This is a genomic window from Parasedimentitalea maritima, assembly GCF_005771405.1.
Taxonomy (GTDB): domain Bacteria; phylum Pseudomonadota; class Alphaproteobacteria; order Rhodobacterales; family Rhodobacteraceae; genus Parasedimentitalea; species Parasedimentitalea maritima.
The window spans coordinates 5,805-24,990 of sequence record NZ_VAUA01000017.1; the positions used below are offsets into that span (position 1 = coordinate 5,805).

Sequence of the window (19,186 nt, forward strand, 5' to 3'; positions counted from 1 at the left end):
GAGGAAACGACCAGCTGCAGCAAGGCAATGATGGCGGCACTCTGGATGGTGGTGAAGGCAATGACACCATGTACGCCAGCACCGATTCAAGTGGCACCTTTACCGAAATTCTGAACGGCGGCAATGGCGATGATTACGCTTATAGCGTCGGCTATTATTCGACTGACATAGTCAATATGGGGGCCGGAGACGACTATGTTCAGATCTACGCCAACGGCTATTCCGCACGTCCGGGACAGTCTACAATAACATTGGGTGCTGGGGCCGACACGGTCGAAATCACTCGCTACTCAAACTTCAATCAATATACGATAGCAACCTTTACTGACTTCAATGTCGGTGAGGATCAGATCGTGTTTGATGACTTCCTCTCTCAGCGCCTGTCTGGCTGGGATGGAGCGTCAAATCCATTTGGTGCTGTGGGATATCTACAGCTGATTGATGACTTGGCTGGGAATACTCTGCTGCAAATTGATTTTGATGGTGGCGGTGACAATTTCCAGACCATGGTGGTCTTCCAGGGGCTTGCACCAGGGGTCTTCTCGGCTTCGAACTTTGACTCTCCCTGGCCACCGGACGGGTCTGTTCCAACTGGACTGGTTTTGGTCGGCACCGCTGGAAATGACTCGATTGAAGGATCTATCGGCGGCGATACTGTAACTGGCCTGGCTGGTCAGGATACGCTGCGCGGAGGAGCAGGCGCAGATTCAATCGACGGTGGCACTGACCGCGACTTCCTGTACGGCGCGGCTGGTGATGATGTTCTTCTGGGTGGTGATGGAAATGACTATCTGTACGGTGAAGATGGCAATGACAGTCTCTATGGCGGTGCAGGAAACGACCAGCTGCAGCAAGGCAATGATGGCGGCACTCTGGATGGTGGTGAAGGCAATGACACCATGTACGCCAGCACCGATTCAAGTGGCACCTTTACCGAAATTCTGAACGGCGGCAATGGCGATGATTACGCTTATAGCGTCGGCTATTATTCGACTGACATAGTCAATATGGGGGCCGGAGACGACTATGTTCAGATCTACGCCAACGGCTATTCCGCACGTCCGGGACAGTCTACAATAACATTGGGTGCTGGGGCCGACACGGTCGAAATCACTCGCTACTCAAACTTCAATCAATATACGACAGCAACCTTTACTGACTTCAATGTCGGCGAGGATCGGATTGTGTTTGATGACTTCCTCTCTCAGCGCCTGTCTGGCTGGGATGGTGCGTCAAATCCATTTGGTGCTGTGGGATATCTACAGCTGATTGATGACTTGGCTGGGAATACTCTGCTGCAAATTGATTTTGATGGTGGCGGTGACAATTTCCAGACCATGATGGTCTTCCAGGGGCTTGCACCAGGGGTCTTCTCAGCTTCGAACTTTGACTCTCCCTGGCCACCAGACGGGTCTGTTCCAACTGGACTGGTTTTGGTCGGCACCGCTGGAAATGACTCGATTGAAGGATCTATCGGCGGCGATACTGTAACTGGCCTGGCTGGTCAGGATACGCTGCGCGGAGGAGCAGGCGCAGATTCAATCGACGGTGGCACTGACCGCGACTTCCTGTACGGCGCGGCTGGTGATGATGTTCTTCTGGGTGGTGATGGAAATGACTATCTGTACGGTGAAGATGGCAATGACAGTCTCTATGGCGGTGCAGGAAACGACCAGCTGCAGCAAGGCAATGATGGCGGCACTCTGGATGGTGGTGAAGGCAATGACACCATGTACGCCAGCACCGATTCAAGTGGCACCTTTACCGAAATTCTGAACGGCGGAAATGGCAATGATTACGCTTATAGCGTCGGCTATTATTCGACTGACATAGTCGATATGGGGGCCGGAGACGACTATGTTCAGATCTACGCCAACGGCTATTCCGCACGTCCGGGACAGTCTACAATAACATTGGGTGCTGGGGCCGACACGGTCGAAATCACTCGCTACTCAAATTTCAATCAATATACGACAGCAACCTTTACTGACTTCAATGTCGGCGAGGATCGGATTGTGTTTGATGACTTCCTCTCTCAGCGCCTGTCTGGCTGGGATGGTGCGTCAAATCCATTTGGTGCAGGTTACTTGCGAATAATTCAAGATGGAACCAGCGCAGTGGTGCAAATCGACACCAATGGTGGCGGGGACAGTTTCCAGTCGATGTTTATCTTTGAGAACACATTGATTGACGACCTCTCGGACCAGAATTTCTTGATCGATGCCGCGACTTCACAAGGGTACGATCCAGATGGGGGAGGAGTCTTTGGTGCTGTTCAAAATGGCGACGGGTTTGCTAACGCGTTGACCGGTTCGTTTGGTGATGACGACATCTCTGGTTTTGCCGGTAACGATACTCTTGACGGAGGAAACGGTGTTGATGTTCTGGATGGTGGCGAAGATGATGATCTGATTATTGGCGGTTTCGGTGATGATGTCATGTCTGGTGGGGCCGGGGCTGACACATTTGTGTTTAGTTCTGGGGAAGGAGCTGACATCATTCAGGACTTTGTGGTTGGAACGGACTTTTTGTCACTGACGGGTGCTCAATCCATTGGCTCCATTACGGAAGTGGATACCGATGGCATCGGTGGAGACGATGCTACATTGATTACCTTTAGCGACTCTTCGTCGGTGCTGCTAGAAACAGTACTTGGAATTATTGATCCAAATGATCTGCTTCTCTGAGGCGACCACCAACTGAAACCTGTTCCGACCGATTGCATGTGTCGGAGCAGGTTTAGCTACTTCTCGCACTTCATCGGCGAGCTTGTTGGTCTGACATCAGGAAAAACAGTTGTTGGCGTGATGTATATCCAGAGTTTAACTCACTTTGGCCCTTGATCCGACAGTCGTCGCGGCAACCTTCTGCATCGCTATACATTTGGCCCAATCACATTTTTGCTGCAGCAACAAAATCACTGCCCCTAATCCAATACATCCTCACAACCCAAACTTCCCTCTCTCGACCGCGCAAGTTTGCGAGCCCGCATGAAGTCTGCCGATCCATGGGCCAATTTGCATTGGAAGTAATCTAGCATCAAATCCTTCTCATCCTCGGTCCAGACCTCACGGGACCTTAGGTCGTCGATAACCTCGCACCGCCGACCGTCCGACATCTTGCCATAATGTGTTTCGGTGATGCCTTCAGTCTTGTGTCCCAGGTTCAACGACCAGGCCTTTCGACGCTCTGGGGTGAGGCAAAGGCTGTCGCCCAGAGCCGCCAGACAGTGTCGCGCAGAGTGCGGTGAGAAACTTTTGCCGACTTTATTGCTGGCCACGGAAAAAGCAGAGCTCAGTGCACCTTCAGTTCGCATTGGGTCAATGGGCTTGTGCCCAAGTTTTTGACACGTCAGATGCGTGCAAGCAGGAAAAGCCGCGTCCCTAGTCACAAACCCTAACTGTTGCATCTCCGCTATCCAGTCACGAACGACACTTTGCATCTCGTCAGTGCGTGGAAACCAAAACACGCGAAAGCTCTTACCGTTTTTAGCGCGCATGTCAGTGCCGTCCTGCACGACTTCATTCGCTTCTACGTCTAAGTGCCTTAATCGCAATGAGGTCAAAGCCCCAGCCCTCAACCCCGTCACAAACGTAAGGGCAACCATTGCACGGTCTCGACGCTCTGAGATGGTTTTGTGGGGCATCGCACGGACCATTGCGATCGCCTCCTCCATCGTGGGATATGGTTTCGGAGAATCTTGCAGGTTCTTTGCACTGATACCTTTGGGAAGAGCACAATAGTCAGGGATACCACCACTCAAACGGCGAAACCCATCCTGATGTCTTAGCCATTCGAAGAACTTACCTAAATGTGAGGCACGATGGCGGATTGTCGAGCGATCCAGACCGCCACTTTCTTTGGAGGTTTTCACCAACCCCACCAGAACATCCCGATAGGCTGCAGCGTCCTTTTGTGACACCCTGTCAAAGGGCTTACCATCCAGAAAACTCTCAAAAATTCGGATGCTCGCAAGGTGTGCATCGACTGTCTTTTCATCGTAGCGCCCGGCGTAGACAAGCCAGTCATGTATGACCCGATCATTGGAAACGTGCTGATCGACGCCTTCAATAACGGAGATCTTCCCAATACTCCCCAGTCTAGGCACATTCTCTTCGTGTAATTGGGCGAGGCTCGTATTGGTATCGATGCAATTTTTAAGACTGTCGCATTCCGTCTTATCCAGTAACTTCATCACCCGAGCACCGCAATCCGGGCAAGTCGCCAAGGCATTTAAATGGGCCCTTTTTGCTGAAACAAATCCTAGCGAATGCACCTCAGGAAAAACCGCCGACTTACAGGCGACACACTTGAATTCTCCCGGCCGAAGATCCACTCGCTTTTTGGCTTTTCGCGCTTCATGAAACCGAGTTAATTCAGCCCCCCGAAACAACTGTAGCGCAATCCCGCCAGTTGGACTGAGTCCCGACCCCACCCAGTTGGAGAGAGTATTTCGGCACACTTTATACAGTTCCAGGACTCCATTGACAGAGTAAACGCGATTTGCTTTTGGGCGAACAGACCTGTAGGCGCGGCTCATTTGCTCTTCCCCTTCGCCTTTAAAAGGGCTCTAGGACCTTCCTTCTCGAACTTTGCTTCGTAAACTAAAAGGTCCGAAAGCCGCCATCGACTTGTCCCGGAGGACAGCGAAACAGGATGTGGAAACGCCTTCTCCGTTTTGACCCAGCGCCAAATTGTTGGCCGCGACACCCCAAAGCGCTCAGCAACTTGCTTATCTGATAAATAACGTTCATCGGCAGTTGCAAGAATAGAACCATACGGACCGGTGGTGTCGGGATGCGCTAAGGATTTGCCTTCTATTTGAACATTTTGCGGATTCGTCCTGAAACGACTCTTCTCCTCATTCTGCAAATGCGGGTGATCAAAAAGATCCGTGATTTCTAACCCAGTGGGGATGCTTTTAGGCATGTCGAATTCCTTATTTCTCAAGGATTTCGAGACACATCTTGCGTATGTTTAAAACAGCCCAATTCTTTGCAACAGTTGAGCTGCTGAACCTTCCGTTTAGCGCATGATTTGGATCGAACACATCTTTGGCCGCAATGGGTCCAATCGCAAGCAAGATCGGGTCATGCACCGGTTAGTGATCTGAACAGATGAAGGAGAATCTCAGGATGTCTCGAACGCAAGACCAGATAAACCAACCCGCAGCTACACACTACGCTGGCATTGACGTCAGCAAGGACAAATTGGACTTTGCAATCCACAATACCGATATTCACCTGACGGTGCCAAATAGCCGACGCGGTCTTCAGAAGCTGATCCGTCAGTGCATTCTTCACTCTGTTGAACTGCTGGTTCTGGAGCCAACAGGCAAGTTCCATCGTCTCACTCATGAACTCTTTCATGAGGCAGAAATTCCAGTCGCGGTCGTCAATCCGTTCCGCAGCCGCAAATTTGCTGACAGCATGGGCCAACTGGCCAAAACAGACAAAATTGATGCGCAAATTCTGGCTCGATACGCAGCCCTGATCAAACCCAGGTCCTCTGCGCCGATATCAGATCGCAACAGTGCCCTGAAAGAGCTGCAAGCCGGGCGGCGACAACTTGTTGATGAAATTGGCGATCTCAAGCGCAAACTCAAGGCATCACTGCATTCGCTGCCCATTCGGCAGTTGAAGGCACGCCTCAAATTGGCTGAGAAGCAAAAATCCGCGCTGGAAGAGGAAGTAAGCAATCTGATCCAGTCCGAAACGGGTTTGAAATCCAAGTTTCAAATTCTCACTTCCATTCCCAATATCGGCTCCACCACAGCAACCTTGATGCTTGCTGACCTATCTGAACTCGGCCAAGTCAATTGCCGCCAGATCGCGGCTCTTGTTGGTGTCGCTCCGATGAATTGGGACGGCGGAACCCGGCAGGGAAGCCGCATCACGCGCAGGGGAAGACCCCACATCCGAAAGGCGCTCTACATGTGTGCGGTGTCTGCCATCGGACGACCGGGATCACATGCTGACAGCTACAGGCGCCTCATTCAAAGAGGGAAGCCACCTAAAGTAGCTTTGACCGCAATCATGCGCAAACTGGTCATTCTGGCCAACACTCTCATCGCCGAAAAAAGACACTGGCGACCAAGTAAACCATAGCAAATAGGCTGCCCCAAACACCGTCTCAAATCGGTCCAGTTCAACCTTGATAAGTCACAGATGCTTGCAGCAGGAAATAGTTGGGTATTACGCCTTCATTCTGCTGAAGACATATCCATACGGATCGAGACTATTTGAAACAATATACTGCTGTTTGGTCAAGTGGCTATTTCACTGACTGTAAATGTGGGGCCAACTACATTGTTCGGATAATTATTGCGGCTAACTCAATGCCTTAGCGAACGTCAATGGCGGAGAGACAGGGATTCGAACCCTGGGAACCCGTGAAGGCTCAACGGTTTTCGAGACCGCCCCGTTCGACCACTCCGGCACCTCTCCGCGGGGGTCTGGTGAGGCAGCGTTTAAGGATGTTGTTGAAGCGGTGCAAGAGCGTTTTCACAGTTAAGTCAAGAAAGTCGATTTTTCATTGTCAGCAGAATTGAACCGTCTAGGTGTTGTTGTATGAAAAAAATCACTTCTCTTCCCGCCCTCATGATGCACGGCTTGTTAGCGGTTGTTTTCGTGTCGTTATTTACTGGCTCAAGCGCGAAAGCAGCAGAGCGAAATCAGATTGAAGCTTTCCTAGAAGTGACTGGTTTTGATGTTGCATTGGACAGCATCGCTCTTTCCGCGAGCAGCGCACCAGACATGTTGGGATTTGAGCCTGGCGAGTTTGGCGCATCCTGGGGGCGGTTATCCCAACAGGTCTTCGATACCGATGTGATGCATGACCTGGCGCTGCAAATTCTAACCGAGACACTAGATGAAGATGCGCTCCAACATGCTGCTGAGTTTTATGCCAGCGATTTGGGGCAACGTTTGGTAGCCGTTGAAAACGCGTCACATTTAGTGGAGGAAGATGACGTCATTCAAACTGCTGGACGTCGGATCATCTCAGATCTGGTTCGCGAAGGATCCGAAAGATTGGTGACATTAAAACGCATGGGCACGGCGATCGATGCCGCTGGTACAGGGGTTAAAGCCGTACAACAGATCCAGCTTCGGTTCCTAATGGCGGCCAGAGATGCTGGAGTAATTGATTTGGATCTGGATGAGGAGGGGTTGCGTGCATTGATGAAGGAGCAAGAAGGTGACATGCGTCTGGCACTGCAAAGCTCCGCTCTTGCTGGATCGGCCTATACTTATCAGAGTTTCACTGATGACGAGCTGCTTGACTATGTTGAAGCTCTAGAAGAGCCACTGATGCAAACCGTATATGAGCTTCTTAATGCGGTGCAGTACGAAATTACTGCGAATAGGTTTGAACTATTGGCATCTCGATTGCTTGAACTCGGAAATGGACAGGATATCTGACCGTGAACGACATGTTTACGTTGGAAATGACTTTCCTTTTGGTGAGGTGCTTGACAGCAAATGACAACTGCAGCATAAGCCCGCATCCCGGCCCGGAATCTCTGTGCCGGGTTCATTACGTAATCCGTCCCCAAAGGGACGCGCCGTTCGAGGTGGCTTAGGCCGAAACGCCCGACCAGGGGACCATAGAACGCGGTTGAAAAAGGAAAGACGCATGTTTGCGGTCCTCAAGACTGGCGGCAAGCAGTACAAAGTTCAAGCGGGCGATATCCTCCGCGTTGAAAAATTGGCTGCAGATGCTGGCGAAACAATTCAGTTCAACGACATCCTGATGCTGGGCGGCGACGCTCCGGTTGTGGGTGCACCCTTTGTTGAAGGCGCTGCTGTTCAGGCAGAAGTTGTCGATCAAATCAAAGGCGAAAAGCTGATCCACTTCGTCAAGCGCCGTCGTAAGCACTCTTCGAAGCGTACCAAAGGTCACCGTCAAAAGCTGACCCTCGTCAAGATCACTGAGATCCTGGCTTCGGGCGCTGACAAATCTGGTGTCAAAGTTGCTACTGGTAAAGGTGATGCACCAGCTGCTGCCAAAGCTGCTCCGGCTGCTAAAGCAAAAGCACCTGCTGCCGCCGCTGCTGGTTCCGACGATCTGACTCAGTTGACTGGTGTAGGCCCTGCCGCCGCCAAGAAACTGGAAGCAGCTGGTCTGACAAGCTTTGCTCAGGTTGCTGCATTGTCTGCAGACGATATTGCTGCTATCGATGCAATCAAAGTGAAGCCCGAGTGGGTTGAGCAAGCCAAAGATTTGGCTAAAGGCTAAGGAGAGACAGAATGGCACATAAAAAAGCTGGTGGTTCCTCCCGTAACGGCCGCGACTCAGCTGGTCGCCGCCTTGGCGTGAAACTGTACGGTGGCCAAGCGGCCATCTCTGGTAACATCATCGTTCGTCAGCGCGGCACCAAGTTTTGGCCGGGCGAAGGCGTAGGCATGGGCAAAGATCACACAATCTTTGCAACATCCGAAGGCGCTGTTACCTTCCACAAAGGCCTGAAAGGCCGCACCTTTATTTCGGTTCTGCCAGTGGCGGAGGCCGCTGAATAAACCGAACCCACAAGGTTAACAAAAATTTGGGGGATCGGTGATAAGCCGGTCCCTCTTTCTGTTTTTGGCATATGGCGCGATTTGAACACGTTTTCGCCTGACGCTTTTGGACGCTGTTGTCCGTTCAACTAGTACCGATTGGATGAGGAACATCTATATGAGCCTGGATCAAACATCTATACAGCCGTTCATCGAGACTGAGCGGTTTGTTCTACGTCCGCTAAGAAAGTCGGATGCAGGGCTGCTATCGCAGTATAGCAGCGACGAACGTGTCGCCCGAATGACCAGTTCTATTCCCCATCCACTGCCGCCAGGTGCAACAGAGGCCTACATTGAGCGTGCGTTGGCCAATGAACGAGACGAGGACATCTGGGCGATCGATGGCACCCGAGATGGTGGAGCAGAGCTAAAAGGTGTGATTGGTCTTAAGCGAATGGATCGTAACCAGTCAGAAGCTGGTTTTTGGATCGCACCGGTGTTCTGGAACACGGGACTTGCATCCGAAGCTCTGAAAGCACTGGTAGATGCAAATCCTCTAACCAACGCTGCGATGTTTGCCTCAGTTTTTCAGGACAACCCGGCTTCAGCGAAGGTGTTGACCCATTGTGGCTTTGAATATCTGGGAGATGCAGAAACATTTTCTGTTTCACGCAATTCCGCAGTGCCAACTTGGACCTACAGCAGAAAACTGTGATTGGCGTACCGCCAATGATGCGGTAAGGCAGGCGTTAAGCGAGGCTGGGCAAAACATATCCCTGCTTTGGATCACTTGATACTATCACGTTTGGGGCAACCATTTGCTCCGGGCGAAAAGGAGCAGTCATGAAATTCCTCGATCTGGCAAAGGTCTATATCCGGTCCGGTGGCGGCGGCAATGGCTGTATCAGCTTTCGACGCGAGAAGAATGCTGAATATGGCGGCCCTAATGGCGGCGATGGCGGTAAGGGGGGAACTGTGTGGGTCGAGGTCGTCGATGGGCTGAACACATTAATTGATTTTCGCTATCAGCAGCACTTTTTCGCCAAAAGTGGACAAAGCGGCATGGGTCAACAACGCACCGGTAAAGACGGCGACGACATTATCCTGCGGGTGCCAGTTGGTACTGAAATCCTGGATGAGGATCAGGAAACCGTTATTGCGGATCTGACCGAAGTTGGACAGCGTATTCAGTTGGCAAAAGGTGGCAATGGCGGCTTTGGTAACTTGCATTTCAAAAGTGCGACAAACCAGGCACCGCGTCGTGCTAACCCGGGACAGGAAGGCGTTGAGCGGACAGTCTGGCTGAAGCTGAAACTGATCGCAGATGCCGGCCTTTTGGGGCTACCTAACGCTGGTAAATCCACTTTTCTTGCAGCCAGCTCCAATGCCCGTCCAAAGATTGCGGACTATCCTTTCACGACACTTCACCCGAACCTTGGCGTGGTAGGCATTGATAACGCTGAGTTTGTTATTGCAGATATCCCAGGTCTGATTGCTGGAGCACATGAAGGACGAGGCATCGGCGATCGCTTCTTGGGTCATGTTGAGCGCTGCTCAGTTCTTTTGCACCTTGTAGATGGTACCTCAGACAGCATCGCCGAAGACTACAATACCATAATTGGTGAACTGGAGGCATATGGTGGAGAGCTTGCTAACAAAGCTCGAATTACCGCCTTGAATAAAGTTGATTCTTTGGACGACGATGAACGCGCCGAAGCAAAGGCCGAGTTGGAAGCTGCAGTAGGCGGGCCCGTGTTGCTGATGTCTGGTGTCAGTCGTGAAGGTATGCCTGAAGTGCTTCGTGCTGTACGAGCTGAAATTGAAGCCGACCGTATCCGGCAGCAGCCCGCTGAGGAGGCGGAGACTTGGCAACCCTAGACTCCTCTAATCGCGTCGTCGTCAAAATCGGGTCAGCCTTGTTGGTTGATCGGAACAAAAGTGAGTTGCGTGCTGAATGGTTACACTCACTTGCCGCTGACGTGGCTTGGCTCAAGGGGTTAGGCAAGGATGTTATCCTTGTCTCTTCAGGATCAATTGCATTGGGATGCGGCGTACTGGGGTTGCCACAGGCCGATCTTGCGTTGGAGCAATCGCAGGCAGCGGCAGCTGTTGGTCAGATTCGCCTGGCAAGAGCTTACGAACAGGCGTTGTTTCCCCATGATATCAAGACTGCACAAGTTTTGGTAACGCTGGAAGACAGCGAAAACCGTCGTCGATATCTAAATTCGCGTGCCACTTTGGAGACATTGCTGAGTTTGGGAGTGGTGCCAATCGTCAATGAAAACGACACGATTGCCACAGACGAAATCCGCTATGGCGATAACGATCGTCTTGCAGCACAGGTGGCAGTTACTGTGGGGGCGGATTGTTTGATCCTGCTGTCAGATGTCGACGGGTTTTACAGTGCAAACCCATCACTCGACTCCAGCGCGACCCGGTATGAGTTGATAGATAAAATCACCCCAGAGATTGAAGCAATGGCCGGCGACGGTGTTTCTGGACTGTCAAAAGGTGGCATGATCACCAAACTTCTGGCCGCCAAGGTATCAACAGCAGCTGGTTGCGCCATGGTAATCACTGAAGGTTTTCACCATAATCCATTGAAAAGGCTTTGTAATGGGGGTGATTCTACGTGGTTTTCAGCTCAGACAGATCCCCAGGCAGCACGTAAACGTTGGATTGCTGCCATGAAACCTCGCGGAGAGATCACCGTTGACCACGGCGCCGATCGGGCTCTGAAAAGCGGAAAAAGTCTTTTGCCGGCAGGTATTACACATGTGGAGGGCACATTTGGCCGCGGTGAGCCGCTGGCCATTGTAAGCCCGGAAGGGCATAAGTTGGGGCAGGGCCTTAGCCGGTATACTGATACTGAAACCCGCGCAATAATTGGGTGTCAGACACATCAGATCGAAGCTATCCTTGGCTACTCAGGTCGTGCAGCGCTTATCCACCGTGATGATATGGCGCTCTGACACTTTTCTTTGCTAAAAAACTCGGTCAGAAAATCATCTCTGACACCCATTTGGGAAAAGGCCGAAATTGATGAAAGACATAGACAATATACCCGCAGTGATGGCAGATTTGGGCGCCCGCGCGAAATCTGCATCGCAAGTACTGGCGACCGTAACCGGAGAACAAAAGCAGGCTGCGCTTATCAGTGCAGCCGACTTTGTTTGGGCACGCCGTAGCAACATCATTGCGGCCAATGCGCTGGATCTGGAGTATGGACGTGACAAAGGTCTGTCAGATGCAATGATGGACCGGTTGATGCTGGACGAGCCACGCATCCAAGGTATCGTTGACGGGCTGCGCGCTGTCGCTAATCAGCCTGACCCAGTGGGGCAGGTGCTTGAAGACTGGGACCAGCCTACTGGATTGAATATTCAGCGGGTACGAACGCCATTGGGGGTGATCGGCGTCATCTATGAAAGTCGGCCTAATGTAACAGCTGATGCAGGGGCACTCTGTTTGAAAGCCGGCAATGCGGTGATTTTACGTGGTGGTTCTGAAAGTTTTAACTCGAGCTTAGCTATCCATGGATGTCTTGTGGCCGGGCTTTCTGCAGCGGGTCTGCCGGAAAATGCCATCCAACTGGTGCCCACACGCGACCGATCTGCTGTTCAGCAGATGTTGACCATGACCAACTATATTGATGTGATTGTCCCACGCGGCGGCAAGGGCCTTGTTGGACTGGTCCAGCGAGAAGCACGGGTCCCAGTGTTTGCCCACCTTGAGGGGATCGTACACATTTACATTGATAAAGAGGCAGATCCTCAAAAGGCGATTGATATCGTTGTAAACGCTAAAACCCGTCGTACGGGCATATGCGGGGCTGCCGAATGCCTGTTGTTCCACAAAGATATAGCGGACACCTTGGGCAAAGATATTCTGTCGGCACTTTCGGCGCTTGATGTTGAAATACGTGCTGAACAGGACCTGCCGGGCCCCCAGGGCATGACGGTAGCAACTGACAAGGATTGGGGCTGTGAATATCTAGATCTTATCATTGCTGCCAAACGTGTTGATGGTCTGGAGGACGCCATTGACCACATACAAAAGCATCATTCTCAGCACACTGATTGTATCGTGACAGAGGACTTGAATGCGGCAAACGAATTCTTTGCTCGTCTTGATAGCGCAATTTTGATGCATAATGCCTCCACCCAGTTTGCTGATGGGGGCGAGTTTGGCATGGGTGCAGAGATTGGGATAGCCACTGGCAAGATGCATGCCCGTGGTCCAGTTGGTGCAGCGCAGTTGACCAGCTTTAAATACCTGGTGCGCGGGAATGGTACTATCCGCAACTAGTACTATGGAGTGTCAGTCAATTTTCCTGACACTCCTTACTTGTTTGGCGAAACGTTAGAAGTTGATTGTAATCTTATCAAGGCTTTGCTCAACCCTAACGGTACGGTTGATTTCCTTAGCGACTTCAGGCAGTAGGGCAAATTGAACCAGTGATGGGGTTACTGTGGTGCTGGATTGCCCGCCACTGATCCGTGCCCAGAGGTCATCATCCACGTTTATTTTTTCAGCTTCGCCAATCACTGTCCACTTTCCATCCGCGCAAAAAACCTTTGCAGATCCGCCGTAGGGCATAGCTGTCTCTAGGCATTGCAGTGCCAGAAAAGCAAGGCGAACTTCCCGACGGTTGCAAGGTTCTAGTGGTGACCAGCTGTATTGAAGCCGCGCGCCCTTACACATGTCTTCTAGAATCGAAACACACTCAACACGGCCTAATTGTTGATCGCCAGCGGTACCATATGCCACTCGAAAGAACCGAATTCTAGCATTTGCATTGCCGACACTATCAGAGATCAATTCAAGCTCGGGACCACCAAGATCTCCTGACATTCCAAGCAGTTCAAGCCCATTATTAATGGCGCCGATTGGGCTGATCAAATCGTGACAGATCCGTGACCCTATCAAAGCTGCCAAATTGACGCTATTCACACTCATGTCTTTCCTCCGAATTAGGCCAATCCTTGATGAGTGACCTCAACGCAATTTTAGCGCCGGGTATGTTTGTCCGGCACCCAAATCATCCCGAATGGGGTTTAGGGCAAGTGCAGTCCAATATCGGCGGCAAAATTACCGTAAATTTTCGTGATCAGGGCAAGCTGGTAATCGATGGCTCCCGTGTTGCCCTTACACCTGTGTTTGATCCGTCATAACCGTTGACGAAGAGTTAACAGTTTCCGCAAATTTTGCCTAAAAACTTGCTAGTTCTTCGCAAAACAGGCTACCTGCGCGCAACCCCAAAAAGTGGCAATTCGAAATTATGCACGTTGATGCTCCATCGTTCACCGTTAAGATGGCCGAAACCAAAAACGAACTGCAGGCGGCTCAAGCCCTGCGTTACCAAGTGTTTATCCAAGAACTGGGTGGCAATGGAGACTTGGTTGATCATCATAATCAACTAGAGCGTGACCGTTTTGATCCTTTCTTTGATCACATGTTGTTGTTGGACAATGCTAGCAAAGCTGTCGTGGGTGTTTACCGGTTACTGCGAGAAGACCAAGCATCTCAGGCTGGCCAGTTCTATTCTGAAGACGAATTTGATTTATCTTTGCTCAGAAATAGCGGCCGCAAGCTGCTAGAGCTAGGGCGTTCCTGCTTACACCCAGATTTCCGTGGCGGCGCAGCCATTTACCATTTGTGGGCCGGTTTGGCTGATTATGTGACGCTCCACGGTATCGAAATTTTGTTTGGGGTAGCCAGTTTTCACGGGACCAATCTGCAAAATTTGGCCCATCCACTGTCGATGCTGCACCACAACCATTTGGCGCCAGGTAATTTGAGAGTGAAAGCAAAGGCCTATCAATCTATGGACCTGATTGGACGGGACGGGTTGGACCGCCGAAGAGCAATGGTTGAAACCCCGGCGTTGATAAAGGCCTACTTGCGTTTGGGAGGATGCGTCGGTGATGGCGCCTTTGTTGATCACAAATTCAACACTACTGACGTGTGTCTGATGCTTGATTCCGAACGGATGACTGACGGTCAAAGACGTATTTACGCGAGCGAAAGAAAGAGATCATGAGCGTTAGTTGGCAAGGCAATTCGGATCCAGACCCAGTCCATGTAACAGGATTGGGGTGGGCGTTAGTTTTTGTCCGTGGAATTGCGCTGGCCGCTCTCGTATTTGGTGGCCTGTTTGTTCTTTTGCTACTCAGATTGATTGAACGCCCGCTTTTTGGTCAGAAACGGCCCGCAACCCCATACATAACGCAATTTGTTTGCCGAAACGCATTCCGCGTACTTGGAATCGGGTTTTACAGCACGGGAACATTGATGCGGGAGCGTGGAGCCGTTGTTGCCAATCATTCGTCTTGGCTGGATATTTTTGCCCTCAATGCCAAAAAGCGTATCTATTTTGTATCCAAGGCAGAGGTGGCCAAATGGCCAGGTATTGGCTGGCTGGCGCGGGCAACAGGGACAGTGTTTATTGAACGCAATCCAAAAAAAGCGGTCGAGCAGACCAATTTGTTTGAACAGCGTCTCAAAGCGGATCACAAATTGCTGTTTTTCCCAGAAGGGACGTCGACAGATGGACTTCGTGTTTTGCCATTTAAAACAACCCTCTTTGCGGCGTTCTTCAGTGAACAATTGTGCGATTTTATGTTTGTTCAACCAGTCGCGGTAATTTACCATCCTCCAAAAGGTGAACCGGCCAGGTTCTATGGCTGGTGGGGAGATATGGATTTTGGTCCGCACCTAATCAAAACGCTCTCGATCCCGCGCCAGGGAGCTGTCGAGTTGCTTTATCTTCCCCCAGTCCGTGTTTCGGATTTTAGCAATAGAAAATCCCTAGCGGCCTATTGCGAGGCTAAAGTTCATGAAAGTCATGCCGAGGCCCATAAGCGAAACTTGTCGAACGAATAGCGATCGCAGGCTATTTGCGCTTGCACCAGTTTCTACAGTGATCTATACGCGCGGCATTCAAACCCGCAGGCGGGGTTTGGCCTGATTGGGGGAGACATCCTCAGCAGACCGCCGGTTGGAGCATCCGCTCTAAGACCCCCGCCGAGGAAAAAACCGGAAAGGTAATACGAATATGGCTCTTCCTGAGTTCACTCTTCGTCAGCTTCTTGAAGCAGGCGTACACTTTGGTCACCAGACACAGCGCTGGAACCCACGCATGGGCCCGTATATCTACGGCGCCCGCAACGGCATCCACATCATGGACCTGACCCAGACTGTTCCAATGCTGGACCAGGCTCTGCAGGTTATCCACGATACCGTTGCCAAGGGTGGCCGCGTTCTATTCGTCGGCACCAAGCGTCAGGCCGCGACACCAATCGCAGAAGCTGCTGAGAAATCCGCTCAGTACTTCATGAACCACCGCTGGTTGGGCGGCACGCTGACCAACTGGAAAACCGTTTCCCAGTCGATCAAGCGCCTGAAAGACATCGATGAGAAGATGGAAGTCGGCTTTGATGGTCTGACCAAAAAAGAACGCCTAGGCATGGAGCGCGACCACGGTAAGCTGCAGGCTTCGCTTGGCGGCATCAGCGAAATGGGCGGTGTTCCAGATCTTCTGTTCGTTATCGATGTTAAAAAAGAATCACTGGCGATTGCCGAAGCCAACAAGCTGGGCATCCCAGTTGTTGCAATTGTCGACACCAATTGTTCGCCTGATGGCGTTGATTACATCATCCCAGGTAACGATGACGCGTCGCGCGCTATTTCGCTGTACTGTGATCTGGCAGCTCGTGCAGCTCTTGAAGGCATGTCGACTCAACTGGGCGCTGCCGGCGTTGATCTGGGCGAATTCGAAGAAGCGCTGGTTGAAGAAGTTCCAGCCGAAGGCGCTGAAGCTTAATCCGACTGTCACAGATTTAATACATGGGGCAGGGTATGACCTGCCCCAATTCCGTTTTGATTTGAGGAGAGCCAAAAGATGGCAATCACAGCAGCACTCGTGAAAGAACTGCGCGACACCACTGGCGCAGGCATGATGGACTCGAAAAAAGCCCTGACTGAAACTAATGGTGACATGGAGGCCGCAGTTGATTGGCTTCGCACCAAAGGTCTAGCCAAAGCAGCCAAAAAATCCGGACGCACTGCTGCCGAAGGTCTGGTGGCAGTCGCAGTTGAAGGCAACAAAGGCGTTGCAGTCGAAGTGAACTCAGAAACTGACTTTGTTGGCAAGAACGCCGAGTTCCAGGAAATGGTCGGCTCAATTGCAAAAGTTGCTCTGGGTGTAAACGATGTTGACGAACTGAACGCTGCGGCCATGGACGACAAAACTGTCGCCGAAGTTGTCACTGCCAAAGTTGCGACAATCGGTGAGAACATGTCGGTACGCCGCATGTCCGCACTTGAGGGCGACACTGTTGTGTCTTACGTGCACAACTCTGTCACTGCAGGCATGGGCAAAATCGGCGTTCTTGTTGCACTGACTGGCGGCGATGAAACTCTGGGCAAGCAGATTGCAATGCACATCGCAGCAGTCAACCCTGCAGCGCTGAGCGAAGCTGATTTGGACGCTTCGGTTGTTGAGAAAGAGAAGCAGGTTCAGATGGACATCGCGCGCGAGTCCGGCAAGCCCGAAGCTGTTATTGAAAAAATGATTGTCGGTCGAATGAAGAAATTCATCGGCGAGTCTACTCTGCTCAATCAATCCTTTGTTGTGAACCCGGATCTGACAGTTGAAGCGGCTGCCAAAGAAGCTGGCGCAACAATCACTGGGTTTATTCGTCTTGAAGTCGGTGAAGGAATCGAAGTTGTAAAAGAAGACTTTGCAGCTGAAGTTGCTAAAGTTTCTCAGGGTTAATCACCTGCGCGCATCAAATGCGTGCCTTTGATATTCTGACATAGGCCCGTTCCGCTTTGGAGCGGGTCTTTCTAATTGTAAGAGAACTAAAAATAAAACGGAGCCGCATAACAGCGACTCCGTTCTATTTTTGAAAGGCCCCTCTAGATGGGGATGGAAGGTCCTCTCAGGACTCCCTAACTGGAATGAAAATACACACCAAATTCGAGATACGATTGAGGACAGCTCGAAATAAGAACACCTCCGACCGTACGTCCCTTAGGCTAAAGCCTCCACTCACGGAACAACCGGAGAATGCAACGATTCTCGCTATAGTGTAAGTAGTGAATACCTTACCTTTTCAAACCAAAAGAACGTATAGGCAACAGATAGTTACGGTGGAAATTGTATTTTTGGAGAGTTAGGCTTCCATAACGAACATCTGATTTTGCAAGGCGGCTTTTAGCACCGCTTGAGCCGTTGTCTCAACACTGAGGGCGTCACGTGCTAGCCGAAGATGCTTCTCTACTGTAGCAGAAGTCAGACCCATTAGAAGAGCGATGTCTTGGGTCGTCTTGCCATCACCGACCCATTGCAGCGCCTCTCGCTGGCGTTTGGTCAGCCCTCGATTGGGAGGAGAGTAGGGCAGGGACAAAATCTTAAGGTGGGTAATATTATTAATTAAAACAATGTCATCCCCATGCAATGCCCACATTTCATCCACTTGATCTTGGCTAACGCCCCGCTTGGCAGCAAGAGAAATTGCCCCTTTGAAGCGTCTCGAAATCGAATGGAAACTAATAGTGTATCCAGCCGTCATCCCTTGGCCAACATTAAATTCGATGACTTTTTGACCTTCAACACTGAGTTCCTGATTGGCCATTTGCTCATGTACTTGCCGCCAACTACATGCACCTTCATTTTCCAAAGCCCATCGTGTCATGGGTGCATGAAAGTAGAGACCTGTATGCATAAAGCCATTTAGATATTCGCTGGAATGATTCGACAGAATTACAAAGTCATCAGGGTCGCCAAGTGACGTCTCAGTCTTATACCGAGTGTACCCATAGATGAGCCGATCCAGACCGTATTGCGCCATCTGTTCGACATGACCAACCCATAGTTCTTCTAAACTACGGCAGCCGGATACAAAGTGCAGATACTCGGTAAGTTTCATTTGTCGTCACACATGTCCAAATGTGCGACCAGTGCGTCGATTGCCAATATGTAGCCTCGGGAACCAAATCCACAGATCTGACCAATAGCTACCTTTGAAATATATGATACATGTCGAAACGCCTCACGCGCATGTATGTTCGACAGATGTACTTCTACACATGGCAGTTCCACCGAGGCGATCGCATCCATCAATGCAATTGATGTATGTGTATATGCCCCTGCGTTCAGAATAATACCCTGTTGGTCGGACTTTGCTGCATGTATCGCATCGATTAATGCGCCTTCATGGTTTGATTGCAGGCAGCTGACAAGAGCTCCTCGGGTTTCGCCATACTTAATGCAGTTTGCTTCAATTATGGAGAGTGTTTCCCGACCATAGACATCGGGTTGTCGCGTTCCGAGGAGGTTAAGGTTGGGGCCATTCAAAACCAAAATATTGGACATTGCGCTCATTTCCTTAGCCACCTGATAATACTCATATTATGGCATCCATCTAAAAATGGTGAAAGGGTTGTGGAAAAACTGGTTGGAAATATCCAATTAAATTGTGAATTGGGGCAATTATGCAAACATCATCTCTTTGTGACGGTTCCGATCAATGTACGCTGCAACAGAGGTCATGCAACTGTGTCCGTCGTCAGAGTTTTTGGAACCAAGAGCGGCGTAAACTAAGTGAGTGTTCGGCTCATCTGGTTGGTTTGATTATGCTGCGCGTTGTCTGTGATGCAAGCGTCGCGCTTCGAAGGTCTTC

General features: G+C 50.9%; 19 protein-coding genes and 1 tRNA gene. 14 read left to right on the plus strand and 6 right to left on the minus strand.

Annotation, left to right across the window (positions count from 1 at the left end; all coding sequences use genetic code 11):
• Positions 1-2,687, plus strand: a 2,687-nt coding sequence (locus FEE96_RS24030) for a calcium-binding protein (RefSeq protein ID WP_281278378.1), incomplete at its 5' end; no start/stop codon positions are given.
• 239 nt (positions 2,688-2,926) lie between these two features.
• Here FEE96_RS24030 and FEE96_RS23105 read toward each other — a convergent pair.
• Both FEE96_RS23105 and FEE96_RS23110 read right to left on the minus strand, forming a co-directional pair.
• A complete protein-coding gene (locus FEE96_RS23105; RefSeq protein WP_138165495.1) occupies positions 2,927-4,195 on the minus strand; it encodes a tyrosine-type recombinase/integrase in 1,269 nt (422 codons plus the stop codon).
• A gap of 341 nt (positions 4,196-4,536) precedes the next feature.
• Positions 4,537-4,929, minus strand: a complete 393-nt coding sequence (locus FEE96_RS23110; RefSeq protein WP_138165496.1) for a helix-turn-helix transcriptional regulator — start codon at positions 4,927-4,929, stop codon at positions 4,537-4,539.
• Between the two features lie 206 nt (positions 4,930-5,135).
• Between FEE96_RS23110 and FEE96_RS23115 the strand changes: the two genes are divergently transcribed.
• Complete coding sequence (locus FEE96_RS23115) at positions 5,136-6,107, plus strand: IS110 family RNA-guided transposase (RefSeq protein WP_171021807.1); 972 nt, start codon at positions 5,136-5,138, stop codon at positions 6,105-6,107.
• Between the two features lie 249 nt (positions 6,108-6,356).
• On the opposite strand, the gene FEE96_RS23120 is transcribed toward FEE96_RS23115, so the two are convergent.
• Positions 6,357-6,446 (minus strand) — tRNA-Ser (locus FEE96_RS23120).
• A 123-nt stretch (positions 6,447-6,569) separates the two neighbouring features.
• Here FEE96_RS23120 and FEE96_RS23125 point away from each other — a divergent pair.
• From FEE96_RS23125 to FEE96_RS23155, 7 genes are all read left to right on the plus strand, one after another.
• Positions 6,570-7,421 carry a DUF2059 domain-containing protein gene (locus tag FEE96_RS23125; RefSeq protein WP_138165498.1) on the plus strand — a complete coding sequence of 284 codons (852 nt, stop codon included), beginning with the start codon at positions 6,570-6,572 and terminating at the stop codon, positions 7,419-7,421.
• A gap of 214 nt (positions 7,422-7,635) precedes the next feature.
• Positions 7,636-8,238, plus strand: a complete 603-nt coding sequence (locus FEE96_RS23130) for a 50S ribosomal protein L21 (RefSeq protein ID WP_138165499.1) — start codon at positions 7,636-7,638, stop codon at positions 8,236-8,238.
• 11 nt (positions 8,239-8,249) lie between these two features.
• Positions 8,250-8,519, plus strand: a complete 270-nt coding sequence (gene rpmA, locus FEE96_RS23135; RefSeq protein WP_138165500.1) for a 50S ribosomal protein L27 — start codon at positions 8,250-8,252, stop codon at positions 8,517-8,519.
• A 157-nt stretch (positions 8,520-8,676) separates the two neighbouring features.
• Positions 8,677-9,213, plus strand: a complete 537-nt coding sequence (locus tag FEE96_RS23140) for a GNAT family N-acetyltransferase (RefSeq protein WP_138165501.1) — start codon at positions 8,677-8,679, stop codon at positions 9,211-9,213.
• 128 nt (positions 9,214-9,341) lie between these two features.
• On the plus strand, positions 9,342-10,376 hold the full coding sequence (gene obgE / locus FEE96_RS23145; RefSeq protein WP_138165502.1) for a GTPase ObgE: 1,035 nt from the start codon (positions 9,342-9,344) through the stop codon (positions 10,374-10,376).
• Positions 10,364-11,470 (plus strand): glutamate 5-kinase, encoded by a 1,107-nt coding sequence (proB, locus tag FEE96_RS23150; protein ID WP_138165503.1) that lies wholly within the window; start codon positions 10,364-10,366, stop codon positions 11,468-11,470. Before obgE ends, proB begins: the two co-directional genes overlap by 13 nt.
• Before the next feature lie 70 nt (positions 11,471-11,540).
• Positions 11,541-12,806: a glutamate-5-semialdehyde dehydrogenase gene (locus FEE96_RS23155; protein ID WP_138165504.1), complete on the plus strand. Its 1,266-nt coding sequence runs from the start codon at positions 11,541-11,543 to the stop codon at positions 12,804-12,806.
• 54 nt (positions 12,807-12,860) lie between these two features.
• Here FEE96_RS23155 and FEE96_RS23160 read toward each other — a convergent pair whose 3' ends face one another.
• Complete coding sequence (locus FEE96_RS23160; protein ID WP_138165505.1) at positions 12,861-13,457, minus strand: histidine phosphotransferase family protein; 597 nt, start codon at positions 13,455-13,457, stop codon at positions 12,861-12,863.
• Between the two features lie 29 nt (positions 13,458-13,486).
• Between FEE96_RS23160 and FEE96_RS23165 the strand changes: the two genes are divergently transcribed.
• The 5 genes from FEE96_RS23165 to tsf all read left to right on the plus strand — a co-directional run bounded on the left by FEE96_RS23165 (position 13,487) and on the right by tsf (position 17,277).
• A complete protein-coding gene (locus FEE96_RS23165; protein ID WP_138165506.1) occupies positions 13,487-13,672 on the plus strand; it encodes a DUF3553 domain-containing protein in 186 nt (61 codons plus the stop codon).
• 107 nt (positions 13,673-13,779) lie between these two features.
• Complete coding sequence (gene olsB, locus FEE96_RS23170) at positions 13,780-14,541, plus strand: L-ornithine N(alpha)-acyltransferase (RefSeq protein WP_138165507.1); 762 nt, start codon at positions 13,780-13,782, stop codon at positions 14,539-14,541.
• Entirely contained in the window at positions 14,538-15,383 is an 846-nt protein-coding gene (gene olsA, locus FEE96_RS23175; protein WP_138165508.1) for a lyso-ornithine lipid O-acyltransferase, read from the plus strand. Before olsB ends, olsA begins: the two co-directional genes overlap by 4 nt.
• 172 nt (positions 15,384-15,555) lie before the next feature.
• Positions 15,556-16,323: a 30S ribosomal protein S2 gene (rpsB, locus tag FEE96_RS23180; protein WP_138165509.1), complete on the plus strand. Its 768-nt coding sequence runs from the start codon at positions 15,556-15,558 to the stop codon at positions 16,321-16,323.
• 78 nt (positions 16,324-16,401) lie between these two features.
• On the plus strand, positions 16,402-17,277 hold the full coding sequence (tsf, locus tag FEE96_RS23185) for a translation elongation factor Ts (protein ID WP_138165510.1): 876 nt from the start codon (positions 16,402-16,404) through the stop codon (positions 17,275-17,277).
• Between the two features lie 400 nt (positions 17,278-17,677).
• Here tsf and FEE96_RS23190 read toward each other — a convergent pair whose 3' ends face one another.
• Positions 17,678-18,433, minus strand: a complete 756-nt coding sequence (locus FEE96_RS23190) for an autoinducer binding domain-containing protein (protein ID WP_138165511.1) — start codon at positions 18,431-18,433, stop codon at positions 17,678-17,680.
• The gene (gene aroQ / locus FEE96_RS23195) at positions 18,430-18,879 is read right to left on the minus strand and encodes a type II 3-dehydroquinate dehydratase (protein ID WP_138165512.1); all 450 of its coding nucleotides are present in this window, start codon (positions 18,877-18,879) and stop codon (positions 18,430-18,432) included. Before aroQ ends, FEE96_RS23190 begins: the two co-directional genes overlap by 4 nt.
• Positions 18,880-19,186: the final 307 nt, after the last annotated feature.

Bases quoted from the DNA above. Each gene is read 5' to 3' on its own strand.
- FEE96_RS23115 (WP_171021807.1), top strand. From the start codon at position 5,136: ATGTCTCGAACGCAAGACCAGATAAACCAACCCGCAGCTACACACTAC.
- rpsB (WP_138165509.1), top strand. From the start codon at position 15,556: ATGGCTCTTCCTGAGTTCACTCTTCGTCAGCTTCTTGAAGCAGGCGTA.
- FEE96_RS23190 (WP_138165511.1), bottom strand. From the start codon at position 18,433: ATGAAACTTACCGAGTATCTGCACTTTGTATCCGGCTGCCGTAGTTTA.
- FEE96_RS23140 (WP_138165501.1), top strand. From the start codon at position 8,677: ATGAGCCTGGATCAAACATCTATACAGCCGTTCATCGAGACTGAGCGG.
- olsB (WP_138165507.1), top strand. From the start codon at position 13,780: ATGCACGTTGATGCTCCATCGTTCACCGTTAAGATGGCCGAAACCAAA.
- FEE96_RS23110 (WP_138165496.1), bottom strand. From the start codon at position 4,929: ATGCCTAAAAGCATCCCCACTGGGTTAGAAATCACGGATCTTTTTGAT.
- olsA (WP_138165508.1), top strand. From the start codon at position 14,538: ATGAGCGTTAGTTGGCAAGGCAATTCGGATCCAGACCCAGTCCATGTA.
- aroQ (WP_138165512.1), bottom strand. From the start codon at position 18,879: ATGTCCAATATTTTGGTTTTGAATGGCCCCAACCTTAACCTCCTCGGA.
- FEE96_RS23125 (WP_138165498.1), top strand. From the start codon at position 6,570: ATGAAAAAAATCACTTCTCTTCCCGCCCTCATGATGCACGGCTTGTTA.
- rpmA (WP_138165500.1), top strand. From the start codon at position 8,250: ATGGCACATAAAAAAGCTGGTGGTTCCTCCCGTAACGGCCGCGACTCA.
- obgE (WP_138165502.1), top strand. From the start codon at position 9,342: ATGAAATTCCTCGATCTGGCAAAGGTCTATATCCGGTCCGGTGGCGGC.
- tsf (WP_138165510.1), top strand. From the start codon at position 16,402: ATGGCAATCACAGCAGCACTCGTGAAAGAACTGCGCGACACCACTGGC.
- FEE96_RS23130 (WP_138165499.1), top strand. From the start codon at position 7,636: ATGTTTGCGGTCCTCAAGACTGGCGGCAAGCAGTACAAAGTTCAAGCG.
- FEE96_RS23155 (WP_138165504.1), top strand. From the start codon at position 11,541: ATGAAAGACATAGACAATATACCCGCAGTGATGGCAGATTTGGGCGCC.
- FEE96_RS23105 (WP_138165495.1), bottom strand. From the start codon at position 4,195: ATGAAGTTACTGGATAAGACGGAATGCGACAGTCTTAAAAATTGCATC.
- FEE96_RS23160 (WP_138165505.1), bottom strand. From the start codon at position 13,457: ATGAGTGTGAATAGCGTCAATTTGGCAGCTTTGATAGGGTCACGGATC.
- FEE96_RS23165 (WP_138165506.1), top strand. From the start codon at position 13,487: ATGAGTGACCTCAACGCAATTTTAGCGCCGGGTATGTTTGTCCGGCAC.